Source organism: Streptomyces sp. NPDC049954 (genome assembly GCF_040656295.1).
Classification (GTDB): domain Bacteria; phylum Actinomycetota; class Actinomycetes; order Streptomycetales; family Streptomycetaceae; genus Streptomyces.
Genome location: NZ_JBFALS010000018.1, coordinates 1 through 21,955, shown reverse-complemented (window position 1 = coordinate 21,955; position 21,955 = coordinate 1). Strand labels below are relative to the sequence as shown.

Sequence of the window (21,955 nt, the reverse complement as noted above, 5' to 3'; positions counted from 1 at the left end):
GGGTCGCGCCCACCCTTTAGAAGGGGGGCTCGTCCGAGTAGCCGCCGGCGCCGCCGCCGGAGTTTCCACCCCAGTTGCCGCCGCCACCCTGCTGCCCGCCGCCGGACGGAGCGCCGGTGGCCCAGGGGTCGTCGGAGGGAGCTCCGCCGCCGCCCTGCTGCTGACCGCCACCGGGGTTTCCACCCCAGCTGCCGCCCTGCTGGCCGCCACCGCCACCGCCGCCGTACCCGCCCTGGCCGCCCCGGCCCGTGGTCTTGGTGACCTTGGCCGTGGCACTGCGCAGGCTGGCGCCGACCTCGTCGACGTCCAGCTCGTAGACCGTGCGCTTGACGCCCTCGCGGTCCTCGTAGGACCGCTGCTTCAGCCGGCCCTGCACGATGACGCGCATGCCGCGCTGGAGCGACTCGGCGACGTTCTCCGCAGCCTGACGCCAGACCGAGCAGGTCAGGAACAGGCTTTCGCCGTCCTTCCACTCGTTGGTCTGCCGGTCGAAGGTGCGCGGAGTGGACGCGACGCGAAACTTCGCGACGGCCGCGCCGGAGGGCGTGAAGCGCAGTTCGGGGTCGTCGACAAGATTGCCGACCACCGTGATGACGGTCTCGCCTGCCATTGGGGGTACCTCTCGGCGGGTTAGCTCTGGGTGCTTGACTAGCTACTCGAAGCCCGTGAATCCCTGAGCTGGAGAGCTCAGTGGGTCTCGGGACGGAGGACCTTGGTCCGGAGGACCGACTCGTTCAGGTTCATCTGACGGTCGAGCTCCTTGACGACCGCAGGCTCGGCCTGGAGGTCGATGACCGAGTAGATGCCCTCGGGCTTCTTCTTGATCTCGTACGACAGACGACGACGGCCCCAGGTGTCGACCTTCTCAACCTTGCCGTCGCCCTCACGGACGACAGACAGGAAGTTCTCGATCAGGGGAGAGACAGCGCGCTCCTCAAGATCGGGGTCGAGGATCACCATCACCTCGTAGTGACGCATATGTAACCCACCTCCTCTGGACTCAGCGGCCACGGTCGATCCGTGGCAGGAGGGTTGTCATGCGTTGCGACGGTACTGGCCCCCACTGACAACCGGCGTCCACCAGCGAGAAGCGGGTGGGGGGCGGTTTTCCAGCGGGCAGACAGACACCGGCGCAGACGGTACACAGTACCCGCACACCCGCTTCCGGTTGAAATCCGGGCCCAGGGGGACGCAATCTGTACACAACGGATGTGACCGGCGCTACTATGCGCAGCTTCCGACGGAGGTGCCCGATGGCACAGGCAATGCGTCCCCCGGCTATGCGTCCCCCTTCCGCGAACTCCCTCGTCTCCGGTGACGGCAGGCCCCACCCCCTCCAGAACACGCTGGTCGTCGTCACCCTCGTACTCGGCGTGCTGGCCTTCGCCACCTCGTTCTTCCACGGACTTCATCTGCTGAGCTCGTGGGCCGGGCTGGTCGGCGTCGTACTGGGCGCCTATGGGCAGTACATCTCGGTCACCACCCGGGAACGCTTCGGGCTGGTCATCGGCATGGGTGCGGCCGGCGTCGGCCTGCTGATCGGCATGGCGCACGGCGGGCTGTTCGGCGGGGTCTTCTGAACGGGCCGAATCCCGTAGGTCCGTCTCGGCACCAGGTCCCGTACGGAGGGCCAGGCCGGGCCTCGGCCTTCCCTCCAGCCCCGGCCCCGGACAGACGTCCAGGACGAAACCGGGCGCAGCCACCGGGCTGCCCGCGGTAGCGCTCCTGCTGGTGGGGAGGGGTCCCGCGATCCCGGTACCGTCTCTCACCCGGCTCGTGGCGCGGAGCAACGGCTCCGCGCCACGAGCCGGGTGTGCCTAAGACCTACGTGCCCAGCAAGGGCGTTCCGAAGGCGCAGTAGGCTTCGCCGCGAGAGCCGGAGCCCCTGTACCCATGGGGACACACCAGCCCGAGGAGCGCCCCGAATGAGCCTGACCCTGAGGACCATCAGCCGCGAGCACCATCTGGCGTTCATCCAGAGCCTGCCCGCGGCCAGTCACATGCAGGTCCCGGCATGGGCGGACGTGAAGGCGGAATGGCGTTCGGAGAGCCTGGGCTGGATCGATGACAAGACCGGCCACCTGGTGGGCGTCGGCCTGGTCCTCTACCGGCAGCTGCCGAAGATCAAGCGGTACCTCGCCTACCTGCCGGAGGGACCGGTCATCAACTGGTACGCCCCCAACCTGGAGGAATGGCTCCAGCCGATGCTGGCCCACCTCAAGAGCCAGGGCGCCTTCTCCGTGAAGATGGGTCCGCCGGTGGTCATCCGCCGCTGGGAGTCGCCTTCCATCAAGAAGGGCATCCAGGACCCCGATGTGAAGCGGCTGCGGGACATCGAGCCGGACATCATCGAACCGCGCGCCTTCGAGGTGGCGGACAAGCTGCGCAGGATGGGCTGGCAGCAGGGCGAGGACGGCGGCGCGGGCTTCGGCGACGTCCAGCCGAGGTACGTGTTCCAGGTGCCGCTGGCCAACCGCTCCCTGGAGGACGTCCACAAGGGCTTCAACCAGCTCTGGCGCCGCAACATCAAGAAGGCCGAGAAGGCCGGCGTCGAGGTCGTCCAGGGCAGCTACCACGACCTGCCGGAGTGGCAGCGGCTGTATGAGATCACCGCCGTGCGCGACAAGTTCCGCCCGCGCCCGCTCTCGTACTTCGAGCGCATGTGGTCGGCCCTGAACTCCGAGGACCCCAACCGGATGCGCCTGTACTTCGCGCGCCACAACGGGGTGAACCTGTCCGCGGCCACCATGCTCGTGGTCGGTGGCCACGTCTGGTACTCGTACGGTGCCTCCGACAACATCGGCCGTGAGGTCAGGCCCTCCAACGCCATGCAGTGGCGCATGCTCCGGGACTCCTACGCGCTCGGCGCGAGCGTCTACGACCTGCGGGGCATCAGCGACTCCCTGGACGAGAACGACCATCTCTTCGGTCTCATCCAGTTCAAGGTGGGTACCGGTGGCGAGGCGGCCGAGTACCTCGGAGAGTGGGACTTCCCCCTCAACAAGCTGCTGCACAAGGCTCTCGACATCTACATGTCCAGGCGCTGACCCGCCGGACCCGTCACACTTGCTGTACCCCTTCCCTCTGCTTCACCGCAGCCACACGAAAGGTTCCGGGACCGGCCATGGCGCTCACGCTCTATGTCGACACCGCGCGCTGGCGGGCACACCACAAGCACGTGCTGGAGCAGTTCCCGGGCATCGTCCCGGTCTGCAAGGGCAACGGCTACGGCTTCGGCCACGAGCGGCTCGCCGAGGAGGCGACCCGCTTCGGCTCCGACATCCTCGCCGTCGGCACCACGTACGAGGCCGCCCGGATCAAGGACTGGTTCAGCGGTGACCTGCTGGTCCTCACCCCGTTCCGGCGGGGCGAGGAACCCGTGCCCCTGCCCGACCGCGTCGTGCGCTCCGTCTCCTCGGTGGACGGGGTGCACGCTCTTGTGGGCGCCCGGGTCGTCATCGAGGTCATGTCCTCGATGAAGCGGCACGGGGTGACCGAGCAGGACCTGCCGATGCTGCACGGCGCCATCGACGACGTACGCCTTGAGGGCTTCGCGATCCACCTGCCGCTGGACCGTACGGACGGGACGGACGCGGTCGAGGAGGTCATCGCCTGGATGGACCGGCTGCGCTCCGCCCGGCTCCCGCTGCACACGATGTTCGTCAGCCACCTCAAGGCGGAGGAACTCGCGCGGCTGCGGCAGCAGTTCCCGCAGACCCGGTTCAGGGCCCGTATCGGCACCCGGCTGTGGCTCGGGGACCACGAGGCGACGCAGTACCGCGGCGCGATCCTCGACGTCACCCCGGTGACCAAGGGGGACCGGTTCGGCTACCGGCAGCAGAAAGCCGCCTCCGACGGCTGGCTCGTGGTCGTCGCGGGCGGCACCTCTCACGGTGTCGGGCTGGAAGCCCCCAAGGCACTGCACGGGGTCATGCCGCGGGCCAAGGGCGTGGCCAGGGCCGGGCTCGCCACGGTGAACCGCAACCTCTCGCCGTTCGTGTCCGGCGGGAAGCAGCGCTGGTTCGCCGAACCACCGCACATGCAGGTGTCGATCCTGTTCGTGCCCTCCGACGCCCCCGAGCCCAGGGTCGGCGAGGAGCTCGTGGCCCATCTGCGGAACACGACGACGCAGTTCGACCGGCTCGTCGACCACTGACGGTCCGCACCAACGCAGCGGCGGGCGCCGACACCCCGAGGGGTGCCGGCGCCCGCCGCTGCCGTGAGGCGTGAGGCGCGCGCGTCCCTCATGACCCTAAGGTCGTCCGACCGGCCCCAGGCCCTCTCCGCCCCGTTCCTGGCCCCCTTCGGCGTCTGCCTCCTGCGACTGCCGGTCGTGCCCCCAGTCCACGTGCGGACCGTGGTGCTCATCGCCGTAGGACTGCGTCTCATCGGCATGACCGAAGACGTGGACGTCGGGGGCCCCGTCGAGCACCCCTCCGGAGGGGTCGTCCTCGCCCGCCCGCCGTACGACGTCCCGCTCGGGCATCAGGATGTCGCGTACGACGATCGCGCACAGGTAGAGCGTCGCCAGGAGGTGGCAGCCGATCGCGAGGTGGTAACCCTCGGCGGGCAGGCCCATCGCGTTCTTCCCACCCGTGGTGTACGCGAGGTACAGCCAGATGCCGAGGTAGTAGAGGACCTCGCCGGCCTGCCAGATCAGGAAGTCCCGCCAGCGCGGCCGGGCCAGTGCGGCGAGCGGCACCAGCCACAGGACGTACTGCGGCGAGTAGACCTTGTTGGTCAGGATGAAGGCGGCGACGACGAGGAAGGCCAGCTGAGCGAAGCGGGGCCGCCTCGGCGCCCGCAGCGTGAGCACGGCAAGCGCCAGGGCGGCCAGGATCATGAGCCCTGTCGCGAGGGAGTTGACCGTGTCGATACTGAGCGGGTTGTCCATGCGCTGGGAGAGGACGAGCCAGAAGGATCCGAAGTCGACACCTCGTTCCTGACTGAAGGTGTAGAACTTCGCCCAGCCCTCGGGGGCGAGGAGCATCACCGGAAGGTTCACCACGAGCCATGCGCCGGCCGCTCCGGCGACGGCGAGGGCGAGGGCGCGCCATTTGGCTGCCCTCCAGCACAGGACGATCAGTGGCCCGAGCAACAGGAAGGGGTAGAGCTTGGCTGCCGTGGCCAGCCCCAGGAGCACGCCGAAGGCCAGCGCCCGGCCCCGTGACCACATGAGCATCGCCGCCGCCGTGAGGGCCACCGCGAGCAGGTCCCAGTTGATCGTGGCGGTGAGCGCGGCCGCCGGGGCCAGGGCTACGAGAAGGCCGTCCCAGGGACGGCGGCGGTGGGTGCGGGTCGCGCAGACCGCGACGACCACGGCGCAGACCATGAGCATCCCGGCATTGACCAGCCAGTAGACCTGCTCGCGGTGGACGAGGTCCGCTCCGCCCGGGGTGAGCCAGGAGGCAACCTCCATGAACACGCCGGTCAGAACGGGGTACTCCAGGTACTTCATGTCGCCGGGGAGCCGGTCGAAGTACGGCACCAGTCCGTCGGCGAAGCCCCGTCCCTGGAACAGGTGGGGGATGTCCGAGTAACAGGCGTGGGTGTACTGGGCATTGGCTCCGAAGAACCAGCCGCCGTCGTAGCAGGGGATTTTCTGCACCATCCCGAGCGCGAACATGCCGATCGCCACCAGGGCGATCACGCGGACCGGCGTCCACCAGGACGCACTCAGCACGGCGCGTCTACCGATCGGCCCGCCGATCAGTTCGCTCCCCTTGGCCGCGACCCCGTCCTCCTGCGTGGGGCGCACCGGGTCGGGCTGCTGCACACGCGTACTCGTCATGGCGGCCATCCTGCACTACGCCCACGCGCCAAGGGATCAGACCCGGCCCTGGAGCCGTGGCGAGGCATGATCCGCCGCAGAGACCCCAGGTGAGTGGCGGGCCTATGTCAGGAACCGGTCCGGCTGCATCGTCGGCCGAAAGGATCTGCGTAGGCGAAACCGGCGGCCTGCGTCGGCAAACACGAGGGCCGCCGCACCCTCAAGTGCGGCGGCCTGTGGTTTCACGTGAAACATCGCCCATGTTTCACGTGAAACATTCACCTCTGTCCGGCTTCCACGGCTTCACACCAATAGCACACAGAAGCCCGGACCGCTCAGCCCCCGAAGGGGTTCCACCCGTTCTCCCCGCCCCCGGGGTCCTCCTGACCGGGCGGCTGGGGCGCCGACGGCGAATCCGAGGGGGGCGGTTGTTGACCACCGTCGCCTCCCTGGTCGCCTCCCTGATCCCCGCCTTCATTGCCGCCGTCATCACGGCAGTTGAAGTCGAAGGGCTTGCAGGTTTCGGTCGGCGACGACGGAGTGATGGACGGCGAGGGCGGAGGCGAGGAGGACGTGGGCGACGAGGACGGCGACTCGCTCGGTGTCTCCGAGGGAGAGGGGGGTGCCGAGGGGGAGGGCGGCGGAGTGGCCACCGTCTTCACGATGTCGCCGATGGGCTTGGCGGCCGGGAAGTTCTCCACCTCGGTGCCGGACAGCGCCTGGGACATGTAGTCGTGCCAGATCTCGGACGGGAACGAGGCACCGTGAATCTGCTCCTGCCCTCCGGTCCCGTACATCTCCTCGAACTTGCGTGTCTTGTTCTTCTCGTCGTCGTCCAAGCGGAACATGCTGATCGCTGTAGACAGCTGGGGGGTATAGCCGACGAACCAGGCCGACTTATTGCCGTCCGTGGTACCGGTCTTGCCGGCAGCAGGTCGATCGTCGAGCTTGGCCGCAGTACCCGTACCCTTTTCGACGACGTTCTTGAGGACGTCGGTCACGTTGTCAGCGACCTCAGGTTCGAACGCGCGCTTGGCATTCGACTCGTGCTTGAATTTCACACCCTTCTCATCCTCGACCTTGGTGACCGAATAGGGATCGTTCTGCAGACCACTGTTCGCGAAGGTGCTATAGGCCCCGGCCATCCGGATCGCACTCGGCGAGGAGGTGCCGAGAGAGAACGACGGGTAGTTGTTGCTGGCGAAGATGCCCTCACGGTCCTCGATACCGGCGGCGATGGCCGCGTCCTTCACCTTGTCGAGGCCGACATCCATGCCCAGTTGCACGTAGGCCGAGTTCACCGACCACTGCATGGCCTCGCGAAGGGTCAGCTGGTAATGGTCTTCCGGGTGGTAATCTTCGCCTCCGTCATTCTTCTGACGCCACTCATTGCCCTTCTTGTCAGTCCACACCGAGCCGTCGTACTTCTTAATCTTCAGCTTATTCTTGCCGCTGTAGATACTCATCGGTGAGATTCTGGTGCGCTGTGCTTCGCTCTGTGTCTCGGGAAGTTTCGGATCACGTTTCCCGTCCTGCATAGCCGCCGCAAGGACGAACGGCTTGAACGTCGAGCCCACCTGAGCACCGGTCACGTCCGCATTGTTCGTGTAGTGCTGCGTTGCGTCCTTACCGCCGTAAATAGCCACGATCGCACCCGACTTGGGATCTATCGAGGCACCACCGAACTGCACGTGCGTGTCCTTCTCCGGACGCAGCTTCGGCTTGATGTTCGCCTTCTCGACCTTCTCCACCGAACGAGTCAGCTCTTTCACCTTCTTCTTGTCGAAGGTGGTGTAGATGCGGTACCCGCCCTGCTGGAGCATGTTCTGCGTGATACCGGTCTGCTCACTGTGGCTCGTGACCCAGCCCTTGGCGAGGTCGACGAGGTAGCCGACCTGACCGCCCAGCTGACTGTTCGACCGAGGGTTCTTGGTCTTGGGGAGCGTCTGGTACTTGTCCCGTACCTGCTTGGCGAGGTGGCCGTCATTGACCTCCTCGTCCAGAATCCATTTCCAACGCCTGGTGACCCGATCGGTGTTGGCGGCACTTGTGGTGTTGGTCGGATCGTTGGAGCCCGCCACACCGGCCGGGTCGTAATAGGTGGGGCCCTTGAGGACGGAGGCCAGGAAGGCGGACTCACTGGGGTTGAGCTCTATCGCGTCCTTGTCGAAGTACGCGCGAGCGGCGGCCTGGATACCGTAGGCACCTCGTCCGTAGAACGCGGTGTTCAGGTACCCCTCCATGATCTCGTCTTTGTCGACCGTGGCGCCGACCTTGATCGAGATGAACAGTTCCTTGAACTTTCGGCTCAGGGTCTGGTTCTGATCGTCCAGCACGGCGTTCTTCACGTACTGCTGGGTGATGGTCGAGCCGCCCTGGGTCTGGCCGCCCTTGGCCATGTTGACGACGGCTCGCGCGATGCCCATGGGGTCGACGCCGCTGTCGGTCTCGAAGGTCTTGTTCTCTGCGGAGATCACCGCGTACCGCATGGACTTCGGGATCTGCGAGCCGGTGACGATCTGTCGGTTCACACTCTGCTCGCCACCCGTGGCGATCATTTCCGTGTTGTCCGACCAGTAGTAGACGTTGTTCTGCGCCCGGGCGGACAGAGCGACGTCCGGCACCTCCACCAAGGCGTAGGAAATGCCGGCCACGGCGACCAGTCCACCGAAGAACGCGACGCACATGCTCGTGACGAGCCGCCAGGACGGGACCCAGCGCCCCACACCGGCTTTGCCCGCCCGCGGGTAGTCGATGAACCTCTTCTTCGGCGGACCACCGCGCCTGCCGCCACCCGAGCCATGGCCCCCGCCGCCGTCCGGGGCGCGTCGACGGCCCCCGAGCTGACCGGCTCTCCGGGCCTCGGCACGGCTGGCGAAAGCCGGCTGCTCCCGGTGTCCGGGGCTGTGGGACGCGGCGGTCCCGGCGGTATCGGACGGTGCGGCGCGATGACCGGACGCCCCGGAACGGGCGCGTCGGGCCGCGGCCCGTCCGCCGCCCTGCGGCTGCGGCGGTTTGCGACGGTGCTCGCTCATCGAACGACTACTCCTCGGGCAGGCGCAGGCTAGCGCGCCTGGAAACGGCGGCTGGTGTGCGGTTCCCCCGAAGTAGTGCGGCGTCCGGCACCGGTTCCACACGCACTACGTCTGGGACGACGACGTTCCCGGGCGCCTCTTGGTTCCCGGTGGACTGCATGCCGCCCAGACTACGCACCGCTCAAACATCTTCCGCCTGAAGTTCACCCCAAAACAGGCAACTTGCATCCCGCGAATCAGTGATGTGACGCCGGTCACCCCTTCACCACTTGTCGCCACCGTGCTACCGCCCTATCGTGCTGATGTATCGAGTCGATACATCAGCACGGCATAAAGACCCGCGACCGCAGAGGAGGAGAGGATGAGCCGACGTTCCGGCATCCTCGAGTTCGCTGTCCTCGGTCTGCTGCGCGAGTCCCCCATGCACGGCTATGAACTGCGTAAACGGCTCAATACGTCGCTGGGTGTGTTCCGGGCCTTCAGCTACGGAACCCTTTACCCCTGCCTCAAGACGCTGGTGGCCCAGGGCTGGTTGGTCGAGGAGTCGGCCGCAGCACCGGGTGATCCACCGACGGCCCCGCTGTCCGGACGACGCGCCAAGATCGTCTACCGACTGACGGCGGAAGGTAAGGAGCACTTCGAGGAGTTGCTCGCACAGACCGGCCCCGATGCCTACGAGGACGAGCACTTCGCGGCCCGGTTCGCCTTCTTCGGGCAGACCTCGCGCGATGTGCGCATGCGCGTCCTGGAAGGCCGGCGCAGCCGTCTGGAGGAACGCCTGGAGAAAATGCGCGCCTCTCTGGCGCGCACCCGGGAGCGTCTCGACGACTACACCCTTGAGCTCCAGCGACACGGAATGGAATCGGTGGAGCGCGAGGTGCGCTGGCTGAACGAGCTCATTGAGAGCGAACGCGCGGGCCGCGACCAGCGGCCCACAGCGTCGGAGGGCTCGGAGCAGCACAAGGGAGAGCCGGGCGATCTGCCCCGTTCGGGAAGCGATTCCCGAACGGATTCGCCCGGCAAGCCCGCCACCTGAGGATCCGCAGCACCGCGGATACCTCATCGGACACTGAGATCACACAGGGAGCAACCGGAATGGGTTCGGTTCGCGTAGCCATCGTCGGCGTGGGCAACTGCGCCGCCTCGCTGGTGCAGGGCGTCGAGTACTACAAGGACGCCGACCCGGAGAGCAAGGTCCCGGGTCTGATGCACGTCCAGTTCGGCGAATACCACGTCAAGGACATCGAGTTCGTCGCCGCCTTCGACGTGGACGCCAAGAAGGTCGGTCTCGACCTCGCGGACGCCATCGGCGCCAGCGAGAACAACACCATCAAGATCTGCGACGTGCCGAACTCCGGCATCACCGTCCAGCGCGGCCACACCCTCGACGGTCTCGGCAAGTACTACCGGGAGACCATCGAGGAGTCCGACGCCACCCCGGTCGACATCGTCCAGACCCTCAAGGACAAGCAGGTCGACGTTCTGGTCTGCTACCTGCCGGTCGGTTCCGAGGACGCCGCGAAGTACTACGCGCAGTGCGCCATCGATGCCAAGGTCGCCTTCGTCAACGCCCTTCCCGTCTTCATCGCGGGCACCAAGGAGTGGGCGGACAAGTTCACCGAGGCCGGCGTGCCGATCGTCGGTGACGACATCAAGTCCCAGGTCGGCGCGACCATCACGCACCGGGTCATGGCGAAGCTGTTCGAGGACCGCGGTGTCGTCCTGGACCGCACGATGCAGCTGAACGTCGGCGGCAACATGGACTTCAAGAACATGCTGGAGCGCGAGCGCCTGGAGTCGAAGAAGATCTCCAAGACGCAGGCCGTGACCTCCCAGATCCCCGACCGGGACCTGGGTGCCAAGAACGTGCACATCGGCCCCTCGGACTACGTCCAGTGGCTCGACGACCGCAAGTGGGCCTACGTCCGCCTTGAGGGCCGCGCGTTCGGCGACGTCCCGCTGAACCTCGAGTACAAGCTGGAGGTCTGGGACTCCCCGAACTCGGCCGGTGTCATCATCGACGCCGTCCGCGCGGCGAAGATCGCCAAGGACCGCGGCATCGGTGGCCCCGTGCTCTCCGCGAGCAGCTACTTCATGAAGTCCCCGCCCGTGCAGTACTTCGACGACGAGGCGCGCACCAACGTCGAGAAGTTCATCGCCGGCGAGGTCGAGCGCTGACCTTCCCGTCCCTCGCACGGCCGCGACCGTGCTGAGCCGACGTCGAAGAAGAGGGCCTCGGGGCTGGCTGCCCCGGGGCCCTCTCGGCATGTGAAGCTGTGCCGCATGGCTGTCGTCCCTGATCTGCGCACCCTCCTGCGGCTGAGGGACTTCCGGCATCTGCTGACCGTCCGCCTGCTGTCCCAGGCCGCGGACGGCGTCTTCCAGGTGGGACTGGCTACCTATGTCGTCTTCTCGCCCGAGAAACAGGCCACCGCCGCGGAGATCGCCTCCGCCATGGCCGTCCTGCTCCTGCCGTACTCGCTGATCGGACCGTTCGCGGGGGTGTTTCTCGATCGCTGGCGCCGTCGGCAGGTCTTCCTCTTCGGTAATCTGCTCCGCGTCGTTCTCACCGCGATCACGGCTCTGCTGATCTTCGCGGACACCCCTGACTGGCTCTTCTACGTCGCCGCATTGTGCGTGACAGCCGTCAACCGCTTCGTCCTGGCCGGCCTTTCGGCCGCACTTCCCCGCGTGGTCGACGGCGACCGGCTCGTGGTCGCCAACGCCCTGTCACCGACCGCGGGAACACTGGCCGCCACCGCGGGCGGCGGCCTCGCCCTCGCCGTGCGGATCGGCGGCTGGGACTCGGACGCCGCCGTACTGCTGCTCGGGGCACTCCTCTACCTCGCTTCGGCCCTCAGCACCCTGCGCATCCCGGTGGACCTGCTGGGCCCGGAGGAGCGGGGCGTACGTGAGCGCTCCGTAGGGGAGTCCCTGGGTGCCACCGCGCGCGGACTGATCTCTGGTATCCGGCACCTCGCCGAGCCGGTTCGGCGTCCGGCCGCACGGGCACTGGCCGGGATGACGCTCATGCGGTTCTGTTACGGCGCGCTCACCGTGACCGTGCTGATGCTGTGCCGCTACGCCTGGTCCACGACGGAGGAACAGGGGCTCGCCCTGCTCGGCGTGGCCGTGGGGCTGTCGGGGGCCGGTTTCTTCGTCGCCGCGGTGATCACTCCGTGGGCCACACGGCGTTTCGGCGCCTCCGGCTGGATCACGGCGTGCGCGGGGGCCGCCGCGGTCCTCGTGCCGGCCCTGGGACTTCCCTTCGCCCGGGGGCCGATGATGGCCGCCGCTGTCGTCCTGGGGGTCGTGACTCAGGGTGCGAAGATCGCGACCGACACCGTGGTGCAGGCGCTGGTGACCGACCGCTTTCGGGGGCGGGTCTTCTCCGTCTACGACGTGCTCTTCAACATCGCGTTCGTGGGCGCTGCCGCGCTCTCGGCGCTCGTCCTCCCCGAGGACGGCCGCTCCGTCCCACTCGTACTCGGTGTGGCTCTCGTCTATGTCGCCGTAGCGGTACTCACGGGCGGCAAACGCAAACCCCGGGCCCACGTCGTCGGCCGTACCCCATGAACCAACGCCGGGGGCGGGTGATGTTTCACGTGAAACATCTCCGGAATGCTGCGGCCGCCCCGAACAGCAGGAAACCGCGGTGTTTCACGTGAAACACCGCGGTTTGCGCGAGAAAGCTGCCTTCCCTGCCATTCCACCTGGAACGGCAGGTACCTATGCCTGCTGAGCCCACCACTCCTTGAGCGCCGCCCCGGCTGCTTCCTTGCCCAGCGGGCCGTTCTCCAGCCGCAGCTCCAGCAAGAACTGGTAGGCCCGGCCAATCACCGGCCCCGGCCCCACGCCCAGGAGCTGCATGATCTCGTTGCCGTCGAGATCGGGGCGGATCGAGTCCAGCTCCTCCTCCTCCTGGAGGCGGGCAATGCGTTCCTCCAGCCCGTCGTAGGCGCGGGAAAGAGCCTGGGCCTTGCGCTTGTTGCGCGTCGTGCAGTCCGAGCGGGTCAACTTGTGCAACCGCTCCAGAAGCGGGCCCGCGTCCCGGACGTACCGGCGCACGGCGGAGTCCGTCCATTCCCCGGTGCCGTAACCGTGGAACCGCAGATGCAGCTCCACCAGCCGGGACACGTCCTTCACGAGCTCGTTCGAGTACTTGAGCGCGGTCATACGCTTCTTGACCATCTTGGCGCCCACCACTTCGTGGTGGTGGAACGAGACCCGTCCGTCCTTCTCGAAGCGCCGGGTCCTCGGCTTCCCGATGTCGTGGAGAAGAGCCGCGATCCGCAGCGTCAGGTCGGGACCGCTCTGCTCCAGATCGATGGCCTGCTCCAACACCGTCAAGGAGTGCTCGTAGACATCCTTGTGCCGGTGGTGCTCATCGCTCTCCAGGCGCAGCGCCGGGAGCTCAGGCAGTACGCGATCGGCCAGACCCGTCTCCACGAGAAGCCGGAGGCCGTTGGCCGAGTGCTCGGACAGCAGCAGCTTGTTCAGCTCGTCCCGAACCCGCTCAGCGGACACGATCTCGACCCGCTCGGCCATCGCGGTCATCGCGGCGATCACCTCGGGAGCGACCGCGAAGTCCAGCTGAGCCGCGAACCGAGCGGCCCGCATCATGCGCAGCGGATCGTCGGAGAAGGACTCCTGGGGGGTCCCCGGCGTCCTCAGCACCTGCGCGGCGAGGTCGTCCAGTCCTCCGTACGGGTCGATGAAGCGCTTCTCGGGGAGGGCGACCGCCATCGCGTTGACCGTGAAGTCACGGCGGACCAGGTCTTCCTCGATGGACTCGCCGTAGGAGACCTCGGGCTTGCGCGAGCTGCGGTCGTACGCCTCGGACCGGTAGGTCGTGATCTCGATCTGGAAGCTCTGGTCGAGAACCGCGGTACGGGCGTCCTTCCGGCAGCCGACCGTGCCGAAGGCGATCCCCACCTCCCAGACGGCGTCGGCCCAGGGCCGGACGATATCGAGGACGTCCTGGGGGCGGGCATCCGTGGTGAAGTCGAGGTCGTTCCCCAGCCGCCCGAGCAGCGCGTCCCGCACCGAACCGCCGACCAGCGCCAGTGTGAACCCGGCCTCCTCAAAGCGGCGGGCGAGTTCGTCCGCGACAGGCGATACGCGCAGCAGTTCGCTGACAGCGCGCTGCTGCACCTGGCTCAGTGCACTGGTGTTGTCATCATTGGCGTTCGGCACAACAGGAAAGGGTACGTGGCCGCGCCTCGCGGAACCGAACCGTAGGTGAGCGCATGGAGGACACGGCTACCGAACCCGGGGCGGCTCCAGCGATCTTGGGGGCCACTCCGCGGCACTTCGCCACAGCGGGCATCGTTACCATGCGTGGACGCAGGAAGCGACAACCACCGACCACTGACGACGACGAGGGACGGGCGAACGCGTGGCCGAGGCGGCAGAATTCCACGGGACACGTCCCTCACCTGCTCGCCGCTGGCTTCAGCAGGCGGCAGCCGTGGTCCTCGCGGTGCCGCTCCTGAGTCTCGCGGCTCAGGTACCCGCAGCTCACGCCGTCGGCGCCCCGGCTGCGGCGGAGCCCACCGGCTCCCGCACCGTGGAGGTGTCCCTCAACACCCTGACCCCGCAGGCCCCCGCCCCGGACGACACCGTGACGGTCACGGGAACGGTCACCAACAAGAGCAAGCAGGCCATCTCCGACGCCCACGTGGCGCTGCGTACAGGCCCGCCCCTCGACGGCCGTACGGCGATCGACAACGCCGCCAAGCGCACCGGGTACCTCCCGGGCGCCGATGGCACGGAGATCGACGGAAAGTACACGGAGAAGTACGCGAAGCTGGCCTCTGGAGCCAGCCGTGCGTTCCGCATCTCGGTACCGGTGGATGACCTGCAGCTGGACTCGGCCGGCGTCTATCAGCTCGCGGTCTCCCTGGACGGCCGTACGGCGGCGGTGCCGTGGCAGGACCAGGTCCTCGGTATCCAACGGACCTTCCTGCCCTGGCAGCCGGAGCCCACGGAGCGCCAGTCCCGTACGACGTTCCTGTGGCCGCTCATCTCCTCTTCGCACATGACCGCGCGCACCGCGCCGGACCTGAAGCAGACGCGTATCTTCGACGACGACGAGCTGGCCAAGGAGATCAAACCGGGTGGTCGGCTGGAGCGGATGGTCACGCTCGGCAGGGAACTCGATGTCACCTGGGTCGTCGACCCGGACCTGCTCGCTTCGGTCGACGCGATGCACGCCGGATACCGGCTCCCCGGTCAGGGCGACGAGACCGTTCCCGGGTCGAAGGAGAACCGGGACGCGGCGACGAAATGGCTCAACGAGCTGAGCAAGGCCGTCGCGGACAAGAAGATCGTGTCCCTGCCCTTCGCCGACCCCGACATCGCCTCGATCGCGCACCACGGCAAGAGTGTCCCCGGGACGCTCGGCTCCTACAAGGACGCCACGGAGGTCGCCGTCGACGCTGTCGACTCGATCCTCCACGTACGGCCGAGCATCGACTTCGCCTGGCCGGTCGACGGGGCGATCGACCGCTCGGTCGTCGACGTGGCGACCTCCGCCGGCGCGAACAAGGTGATCGCCCGCAGCGACAGCCTTCAGGAGCGCGGCTACCTGCCGTACACCCCCTCCGCCACCCGGCCCATCGGCAGGGGAGTGACCGCGGTCGTCGCCGACGCCCGGCTGTCGACCGCCTTCCAGGGCGACATGACCTCCCCCGAGAACGCGACGCTCGCGACCCAGAAGTTCCTGGCCCAGAGCCTCATGCTGACCCGCCAGGACGAGGAGCTGCAGCGGACGGTCGTCGTCGCGCCCCAGCGGATGCCCACGGCGCGCCAGGCGCAGACCATGGCGAACGCGCTGCACGCCCTGGAGGACGGCCGCTGGTCCCTGCCCCAGGACCTCGACCAGGCGGCAAAGGCCAAGGCAGACCCGGATGCCACCACGCGCATTCCCGCCGCCTCGGCGTACCCGAAGTCGCTGCGGAAGCAGGAACTGCCCCCATCGGCGTTCGAGTCGCTACGCGGCACCGAGCAACGTCTCGCGGACTTCCAGGCCATCCTCAGTGACCCCTCCCGGGTCGCCACCCCGTTCGGCCGAGCGGTCGAGCGCGGTCTGTCGACCACGTGGCGCGGCCGGCCGGCCGCGGCTGCGACGTACCGGACGGATGTCCGTAACTACCTGACCAACCTCACCAGTCAGGTGCAGTTGATCGACAAGACCGACGCGAAGCTGTCCGGGCGCAGCGCGACCATCCCGGTCACGGTGCAGAACAACCTGGTGCAGGACGTCCAGAACCTGACCCTGCGGCTGACCTCGACGAAACCGACCCGCCTCAAGATCGGCGACAGCCCCTTCAAGGACCAGCCGATCAAGATCTCCGGCGGGCACAGCCAGACGGTGAAGTTCACCACCACCATCAACGCGAACGGCCCCGTGCCGGTTAAAGCACAGCTGTACACGGCAGACGGCAGGCCCTATGGGGGCCCCGTCGAGTTCGCGGTCGACGCCACGGAGATCACCTCCACCGTGATGCTCGTGATCGCGGGCGGTGTTCTGCTGCTCGTCCTCGCCGGCCTGCGCATGTACACGCAGCGCAAGCGGGCCTCGCGGGGCGACGGCCCGCAGAACGGCGAAGCCCCTGCCCCCACCCCCGAGGGAGGCGGCCCCGAGGGCGACGCCGGGAGCGGCCCGATGGCCGACGGTGACGGTACGGACGCGGGGCGGCAGAAGGACCGCGCGGCCGGTACCGACACCGGAACGGAAAGCAGTGAGCCGTCCGGCGCGGGTGAGAGAGTGGACCGCTGAGCAATGTCGTGGCCCGTGGGCCCGGGGACGATGAGGTGGGGTAATCCATGAACGCGCCGTACGACGGTGACCGTGGGCAGGGCGCAGGTGGCCCCGCCCCAGGCGGGCAGGTCCCGCCCGGACAGGACGACGACGGACAGCCGTGGCCTCCGCACGCCCCCCGGCCCGACCAGCACCAGCACCAGCACCAGCACGACGCTTACCGGCGGGACGCCCCCGACCCTCGGGCCTCCTACCAGGACCCTTACGGCGGGCAGATTCCTTACGGCGGCCAGGAGCCCTACGGTGCACCGGAGCAGCCGTACGGCCCGCAGAGCCCCTATCCACAGGACCCGGTGACCGGGGCCTACTACGACCGGTCGGCGCAGCCCCCGCCGCCCTCCGGGCCCCACCAGGGGACACAGCCGCTCTATGCTCAGCCCCCCGCCGCGGCCTACAACCCCGATCCACGACTCTGGGCGCAGAACCCCGCGGCCGGACCGGAAGGCCCCGCACAGCAGCCGTACGAGGACCCCCGCACCACGCGGTTCGTCGGGGCGGCCGACCTCGTGTCCGGACCGCCGCCGGGCCCGGGCCAGGGCGGCCAGGACGCGTTCGCGCACCTGTACCGCGACCAGCAGGCCGGCGGCGAGCCGCTCAGCGGTTCCACACCGCCGGTCGAGGCCCCCGAAGCACCAGCGGCCGCCCCCGCGAAGACCAACCGCGCGACGAGTCTCCTGAAGTCCAGCGCGCTGATGGCGGCGGGCACGATCGTCTCCCGGCTCACCGGCTTCCTGCGTACCCTCGTGATCGCCGCCGCCATCGGCGTCGGCACGCTCAACGACACCTATCAGGTCGCCAACACCCTCCCGACGATGATCTACGTCCTCGTCGGCGGCGGTGCTCTCAACGCCGTCTTCATCCCGCAGCTCGTGCGGGCGATGAAGAACGACGACGACGGCGGTGAGGCGTACGCGAACCGGCTTCTGACCCTCGTGGTCACGCTGATGGCGGCCGTGACCATCGTCTGTGTGCTGGCTGCGCCGCTGTTCATCCGGCTGATGTCCACGAAAATCGCGGACAACCCGGAGCAGATGGATGTCGCCGTCGCCTTCGCGCGGTACTGCCTGCCCACGATGTTCTTCATGGGCGTGCACGTCGTACTCGGCCAGATCCTGAACGCGCGCGGCCGCTTCGGCGCCATGATGTGGACGCCGGTCCTCAACAACGTCATCGTCATCGCCACCTTCGGCGCGTTCATCTGGGTCTTCGGCGGCTACACCTCCTCGGGGGTCGACGCCGGGAACGTCACCCCCGACGGAGTGCGTCTGCTGGGTATCGGCACCCTGCTGGGTCTCACCGTGCAGGCGCTGGCGATGCTCCCGTACCTGCGCGACGCCGGCTTCAGGCCGCGTCTGCGCTTCGACTGGCGCGGCCACGGCCTGGGCAAAGCCGTCGGGCTCGCGAAGTGGACCTTCCTGTTCGTGCTGGCCAACCAGCTCGGCATGATCGTCGTCACGCAGCTCGCGACCTGGGCCGGGTCCAATGCCGACAAGCACGGCTACACCGGCACCGGTATCACCGCCTACAACTACGCACTGCTGCTGTGGCAGATGCCCCAGGCGATCATCACCGTCTCTGTCATGACCGCCGTCCTGCCCCGGATCTCCCGCTCGGCGGCCGACGGGGACGCCTCGGCGGTCCGCGACGACATCTCCTACGGGCTGCGCACCTCGGCTGTGGCGATCGTGCCCTGTGCCTTCGCGTTCCTGGCCCTGGGCGTCCCCATGACCATGCTCCTGTACGCCGGCTCGGGCGCCGAGGGCGCGCGCAGTATCGGCTTCACCCTCATGGGCTTCGCTCTGGGACTGATCCCGTACTCCGTTCAGTACGTCGTCCTGCGCGGCTTCTACGCCTACGAGGACACGCGGACGCCGTTCTACAACACGGTGATCGTGGCGGTCACCAACGCGGCCGCCTCCGCCCTGTGCTTCGTGTTTCTTCCGGATCGCTGGGCAGTCGTGGGTATGGCGGCCTCTTACGGGCTCGCCTATGTGGTCGGTGTCGGCGTCGCCTGGCGACGTCTGCGCAAGCGGCTGGACGGCGATCTGGACGGCGCCCACGTCCTGCGCACCTACGCGCGGCTGATCGGTGCCTCGATCCCTGCCGCCCTGGTGGGCGGGGGCATCGCCTACGCGGTACTGAAGGCGCTGGGCAACGGTGCGGGCGGCTCGCTGGTGGCTCTGGTGGTGGGCGGAGTGGCCCTCCTCGGGGTCTTCTACGTCGCGGCCCGGCGGATGCGGATCGCAGAGCTGAATTCCATGATCGGTATGGTGCGCGGACGGCTCGGGCGGTGACCTCACACAACCTTCGGCAGTCGCCGTGTGTCGTGCATAGCGTCGGTCTGTGGGCACAATTGAGTTCGGCGTCGCAGGGCGCGCAACGGATGGGGAGGCAGGGACGACGGTGGCGGATCGCAGCACGTCTGCCGTCGACGTGGCACAAGACAGCGGTGATGCACCGCTGACCGCGAAAGCGGACGATGCCACGGCCGACGAGGAGGCCGGTACCCCTGAAGGGGGCACTGCCCACGAAGGCGCACAGGACAGCGAAGCGGACGGCGAGGCCACCCGGCCCGCCGCTCCACCGGAGCTGCACAGTGGCCACAAGCTGGCCAAACGCTACCGGCTGGAGGAGTGCGTCACCCGGCTCGACGGCTTCAGCAGTTGGCGGGCGGTCGACGAGAAACTCCGCCGGGCCGTCGGCGTTCACCTGCTGCCCGCCAAACACCCCCGTGCCTCGGCGGTCCTCGCCGCGGCACGCTCGACGGCACTGCTGACCGACCCCAGGTTCGTCCAGGTCCTCGACGCCGTCGAGGAGAACAATCTCGTCTACGTCGTCCACGAGTGGCTGCCCGACGCCACCGAACTGACGACCGTACTCGCCTCCGGGCCGCTGGAGGCCCACGAGGCCTACGAACTCGTCTGCCAGGTGTCCGAGGCCATGGCGGCGGCTCACCGCGCGGATCTCGCCCACCTGCGGCTGAACCCGGGCGCCGTGCTGCGTACCTCGACCGGTCAGTACCGGGTGCGCGGGCTCGCGGTCAACGCGGCACTGCGCGGAGTGACCTCGGACGATCCCGAACGCACCGACACCGAGGCGATCGGCGCCCTCCTCTACGCCTCGTTGACCCAGAGGTGGCCGTACGAGGAGGACGCCTACGGCCTCTCGGGGCTTCCCAAGGGTGTCGGCCTCATCCCGCCCGACCAGGTGCGGGCGGGGGTGCACCGCGGCCTGTCCGAGCTAGCGATGCGCGCCCTCGTCAACAAGGGCGCGACAGCCTCGCGGCAGGAGCAGCCCTGCACGACGGCGGCGGACCTCGTGAAGGCCGTCGCGGAGATGCCGCGCGTACGCCCTCCGGAGCCGACCTACGCGGCCCCTCCCGAGTACCAGAACACGACGTACCAGCAGGGTTCCTACGGCCGGCCGTCCGCCGTTCCCGGTGGCATCACCCCGCCGCCCGCTCCACCTGCACCGCTGCAGAGCCGTACCGGACGAGCCCTGAAGTGGGGAGTCTCCGCGCTGCTGATCGTGGCGCTCGGCCTCGGCAGCTGGCAGCTCGCGGACGCCCTGATGGAGAACGACCACGGGAAGCAGACTCACGCGCGCAGCGAGAACCAGACGACGACCGAGGACACCGGCAAGAAGGCCGCGGCAGCCGTTCATCCCCTGAAGATCGTCGGCGCTGCGGAGTACTACCCCGACAACCGGCCTCAGCACCCCGGCGACGTGGGGCTCACCTATGACGGGAAGAGCGACACCTACTGGCGCACCAAGTCCTTCAACGACGGCCCGGACATGAACCCGGCCTTCAAACAGGGGCTTGGCATCGTGTACGACCTCGGCTCCGAGAAGGAGATCTCCACGGCGTCGATAGGGCTTCGCTATCAGGGCGATCACACCACCATCACCCTCTACGCGGCGGACTCCCTCTCGTCCTCGGCTCCGCTCTCCTCCATGGACAAGATCGCAAGTACCACGACGCAGGGCGACACCGCCTCCATCAAGGTCAAGAAGCCGATGAAATCGCGGTACGTGGTCATGTGGATCACCGCGATGCCCCGGTCCGGTCTCGACGAGTACAGCAAGCCCGGGTACAAGCAGGCGATCACCGACGTGAAGTTCACGGGCTGACATCGGGCGGGAGGGGGACGGTGGACGAGGACCGCTACGACGGCGTCAGCGATCACTCCCTCCTCTCCTGGCATGTGGCCGGCGAACCGGATGCCTTCGCCGAGTTGGTCCGCCGCCACCGTGACCGCCTGTGGGCCGTGGCCCTGCGCACCCTGGGGGACCGTGAGGAGGCGGCCGACGCGGTTCAGGACGCTCTGGTCTCGGCATACCGGGCGGCCCATACCTTTCGGGGCCAATCAGCCGTCACGACATGGCTGCACCGGATCACCGTGAACGCCTGCCTGGACCGGGCCCGCAAAGCGGCCTCCCGCAGGACGTCACCACTCGACGACACCCGCCGCCTGGAGCAGTTGCTCGATCCTCACGAATCCGCCGAGGCTCCCGCCGAGCGCAACGATCTGCACCGCGAGCTGTTCACCGCACTGGACGTCCTCCCGGCCGAGCAGCGAGCCGCTCTGGTACTGGTGGACATGCAGGGGTATCCCGTGGCGGAGGCCGCCCGCATCCTCGGTGTCGCGGTCGGCACCGTCAAGAGCCGTTGCGCGCGAGGCCGAGCACGGCTCCAGCCGCTCCTGGCCCATCTCCGTCCACGCCCCGCTCACGTGAAGAGGCCCGGCGAGGACACGAGGCCTACCGACGAGGAAAGACCCCAGAGCAAGCAGTCCCCTGCGCCCGGCTTCCCCTCCGCAGGGCAGGAAAGAAAGGGCGGTGGGAGAGCGGACTCGGATACCTCGGAAGGGAACCGGCTCCGCAGGACTTCCGTCCCATCGCAGGCAGATCCCGAGGACTCAGACGCGACGGACGACGGAGGTGGACGAAGGTGACGACGAGGACCGACGCGACGCGGCACCCCGAAGTCGAGGAGATCGCAGATCTCGCCGAAGGTCTCCTGTCCGCCGGGCGCGGCGCCATCCTCCACGCCCATCTGTCCGACTGCCCGCCCTGCGCCGAGGTGTACGCCTCCCTCGTCGAGATTCAGAGCCTGCTCAGCACCCTCCCTGCGGCCCCGTCGATGCCGACTGACGTGTCGGCCCGGATCGAGGCTGCGATCACGGCGGAAAGCTTGCCTTCCCTGAAGGTGCGGCGGATCGAGCCTGATGTTTCACGTGAAACATCGGCCCCCTCCGCCGCCGATGTTTCACGTGAAACATGCACCCCCTCGGCGGCGGTCGATGTTTCACGTGAAACATCGAC

Annotated in this window: 15 protein-coding genes and 1 pseudogene; 11 read left to right on the top strand and 5 right to left on the bottom strand. The window is 68.0% G+C overall.

The features are described from left to right. Positions 1 to 16: 16 nt before the first annotated feature. A complete protein-coding gene (locus AB0J21_RS29940) occupies positions 17 to 610 on the bottom strand; it encodes a single-stranded DNA-binding protein (protein WP_363149292.1) in 594 nt (197 codons plus the stop codon). A 77-nt stretch (positions 611 to 687) separates the two neighbouring features. After that, the gene (gene rpsF, locus AB0J21_RS29935) at positions 688 to 978 is read right to left on the bottom strand and encodes a 30S ribosomal protein S6 (protein WP_104787430.1); all 291 of its coding nucleotides are present in this window, start codon (positions 976 to 978) and stop codon (positions 688 to 690) included. Between the two features lie 275 nt (positions 979 to 1,253). Here rpsF and AB0J21_RS29930 point away from each other — a divergent pair, with 275 nt between their 5' ends. From AB0J21_RS29930 to AB0J21_RS29920, 3 genes are all read left to right on the top strand, one after another. Next, the gene (locus AB0J21_RS29930) at positions 1,254 to 1,580 is read left to right on the top strand and encodes a hypothetical protein (protein ID WP_363149291.1); all 327 of its coding nucleotides are present in this window, start codon (positions 1,254 to 1,256) and stop codon (positions 1,578 to 1,580) included. A 345-nt stretch (positions 1,581 to 1,925) separates the two neighbouring features. After that, entirely contained in the window at positions 1,926 to 3,047 is a 1,122-nt protein-coding gene (locus AB0J21_RS29925) for a peptidoglycan bridge formation glycyltransferase FemA/FemB family protein (protein ID WP_363149290.1), read from the top strand. 77 nt (positions 3,048 to 3,124) lie between these two features. Further along, on the top strand, positions 3,125 to 4,156 hold the full coding sequence (locus tag AB0J21_RS29920; protein WP_363149289.1) for an alanine racemase: 1,032 nt from the start codon (positions 3,125 to 3,127) through the stop codon (positions 4,154 to 4,156). A 96-nt stretch (positions 4,157 to 4,252) separates the two neighbouring features. Here AB0J21_RS29920 and AB0J21_RS29915 read toward each other — a convergent pair whose 3' ends face one another. Beyond that, a complete protein-coding gene (locus AB0J21_RS29915; protein ID WP_363149288.1) occupies positions 4,253 to 5,800 on the bottom strand; it encodes a glycosyltransferase 87 family protein in 1,548 nt (515 codons plus the stop codon). Between the two features lie 305 nt (positions 5,801 to 6,105). Continuing rightward, a complete protein-coding gene (locus tag AB0J21_RS29910) occupies positions 6,106 to 8,805 on the bottom strand; it encodes a transglycosylase domain-containing protein (RefSeq protein WP_363149287.1) in 2,700 nt (899 codons plus the stop codon). A gap of 361 nt (positions 8,806 to 9,166) precedes the next feature. Between AB0J21_RS29910 and AB0J21_RS29905 the strand changes: the two genes are divergently transcribed. The 3 genes from AB0J21_RS29905 to AB0J21_RS29895 all read left to right on the top strand — a co-directional run bounded on the left by AB0J21_RS29905 (position 9,167) and on the right by AB0J21_RS29895 (position 12,381). Next, positions 9,167 to 9,841 carry a helix-turn-helix transcriptional regulator gene (locus tag AB0J21_RS29905; RefSeq protein WP_363149286.1) on the top strand — a complete coding sequence of 225 codons (675 nt, stop codon included), beginning with the start codon at positions 9,167 to 9,169 and terminating at the stop codon, positions 9,839 to 9,841. A gap of 59 nt (positions 9,842 to 9,900) precedes the next feature. Beyond that, on the top strand, positions 9,901 to 10,983 hold the full coding sequence (locus tag AB0J21_RS29900; protein ID WP_363149285.1) for an inositol-3-phosphate synthase: 1,083 nt from the start codon (positions 9,901 to 9,903) through the stop codon (positions 10,981 to 10,983). Positions 10,984 to 11,088: 105 nt separating this feature from the next. Beyond that, entirely contained in the window at positions 11,089 to 12,381 is a 1,293-nt protein-coding gene (locus AB0J21_RS29895) for an MFS transporter (RefSeq protein WP_363149284.1), read from the top strand. A gap of 153 nt (positions 12,382 to 12,534) precedes the next feature. Here the strand turns inward: AB0J21_RS29895 and AB0J21_RS29890 are convergent, their stop codons facing one another. Then, positions 12,535 to 14,001 carry a CCA tRNA nucleotidyltransferase gene (locus AB0J21_RS29890; RefSeq protein WP_363149283.1) on the bottom strand — a complete coding sequence of 489 codons (1,467 nt, stop codon included), beginning with the start codon at positions 13,999 to 14,001 and terminating at the stop codon, positions 12,535 to 12,537. Positions 14,002 to 14,203: 202 nt separating this feature from the next. On the opposite strand from AB0J21_RS29890, the gene AB0J21_RS29885 reads away from it, so the two are divergent. From AB0J21_RS29885 to AB0J21_RS29865, 5 genes and pseudogenes are all read left to right on the top strand, one after another. Beyond that, positions 14,204 to 16,588 carry a DUF6049 family protein gene (locus AB0J21_RS29885; protein ID WP_363149282.1) on the top strand — a complete coding sequence of 795 codons (2,385 nt, stop codon included), beginning with the start codon at positions 14,204 to 14,206 and terminating at the stop codon, positions 16,586 to 16,588. A 47-nt stretch (positions 16,589 to 16,635) separates the two neighbouring features. Continuing rightward, positions 16,636 to 18,924, top strand: a complete 2,289-nt coding sequence (gene murJ / locus AB0J21_RS29880) for a murein biosynthesis integral membrane protein MurJ (RefSeq protein ID WP_363149281.1) — start codon at positions 16,636 to 16,638, stop codon at positions 18,922 to 18,924. Between the two features lie 109 nt (positions 18,925 to 19,033). After that, positions 19,034 to 20,761 (top strand): protein kinase family protein, encoded by a 1,728-nt coding sequence (locus AB0J21_RS29875; RefSeq protein WP_363149280.1) that lies wholly within the window; start codon positions 19,034 to 19,036, stop codon positions 20,759 to 20,761. Positions 20,762 to 20,781: 20 nt separating this feature from the next. Next, positions 20,782 to 21,585, top strand: a complete 804-nt coding sequence (gene sigM / locus AB0J21_RS29870) for an RNA polymerase sigma factor SigM (protein WP_363149279.1) — start codon at positions 20,782 to 20,784, stop codon at positions 21,583 to 21,585. Continuing rightward, positions 21,582 to 21,955 (top strand): annotated as a pseudogene (locus tag AB0J21_RS29865) (hypothetical protein); the annotation flags it as partial. The gene sigM and the pseudogene AB0J21_RS29865, both read left to right, overlap by 4 nt.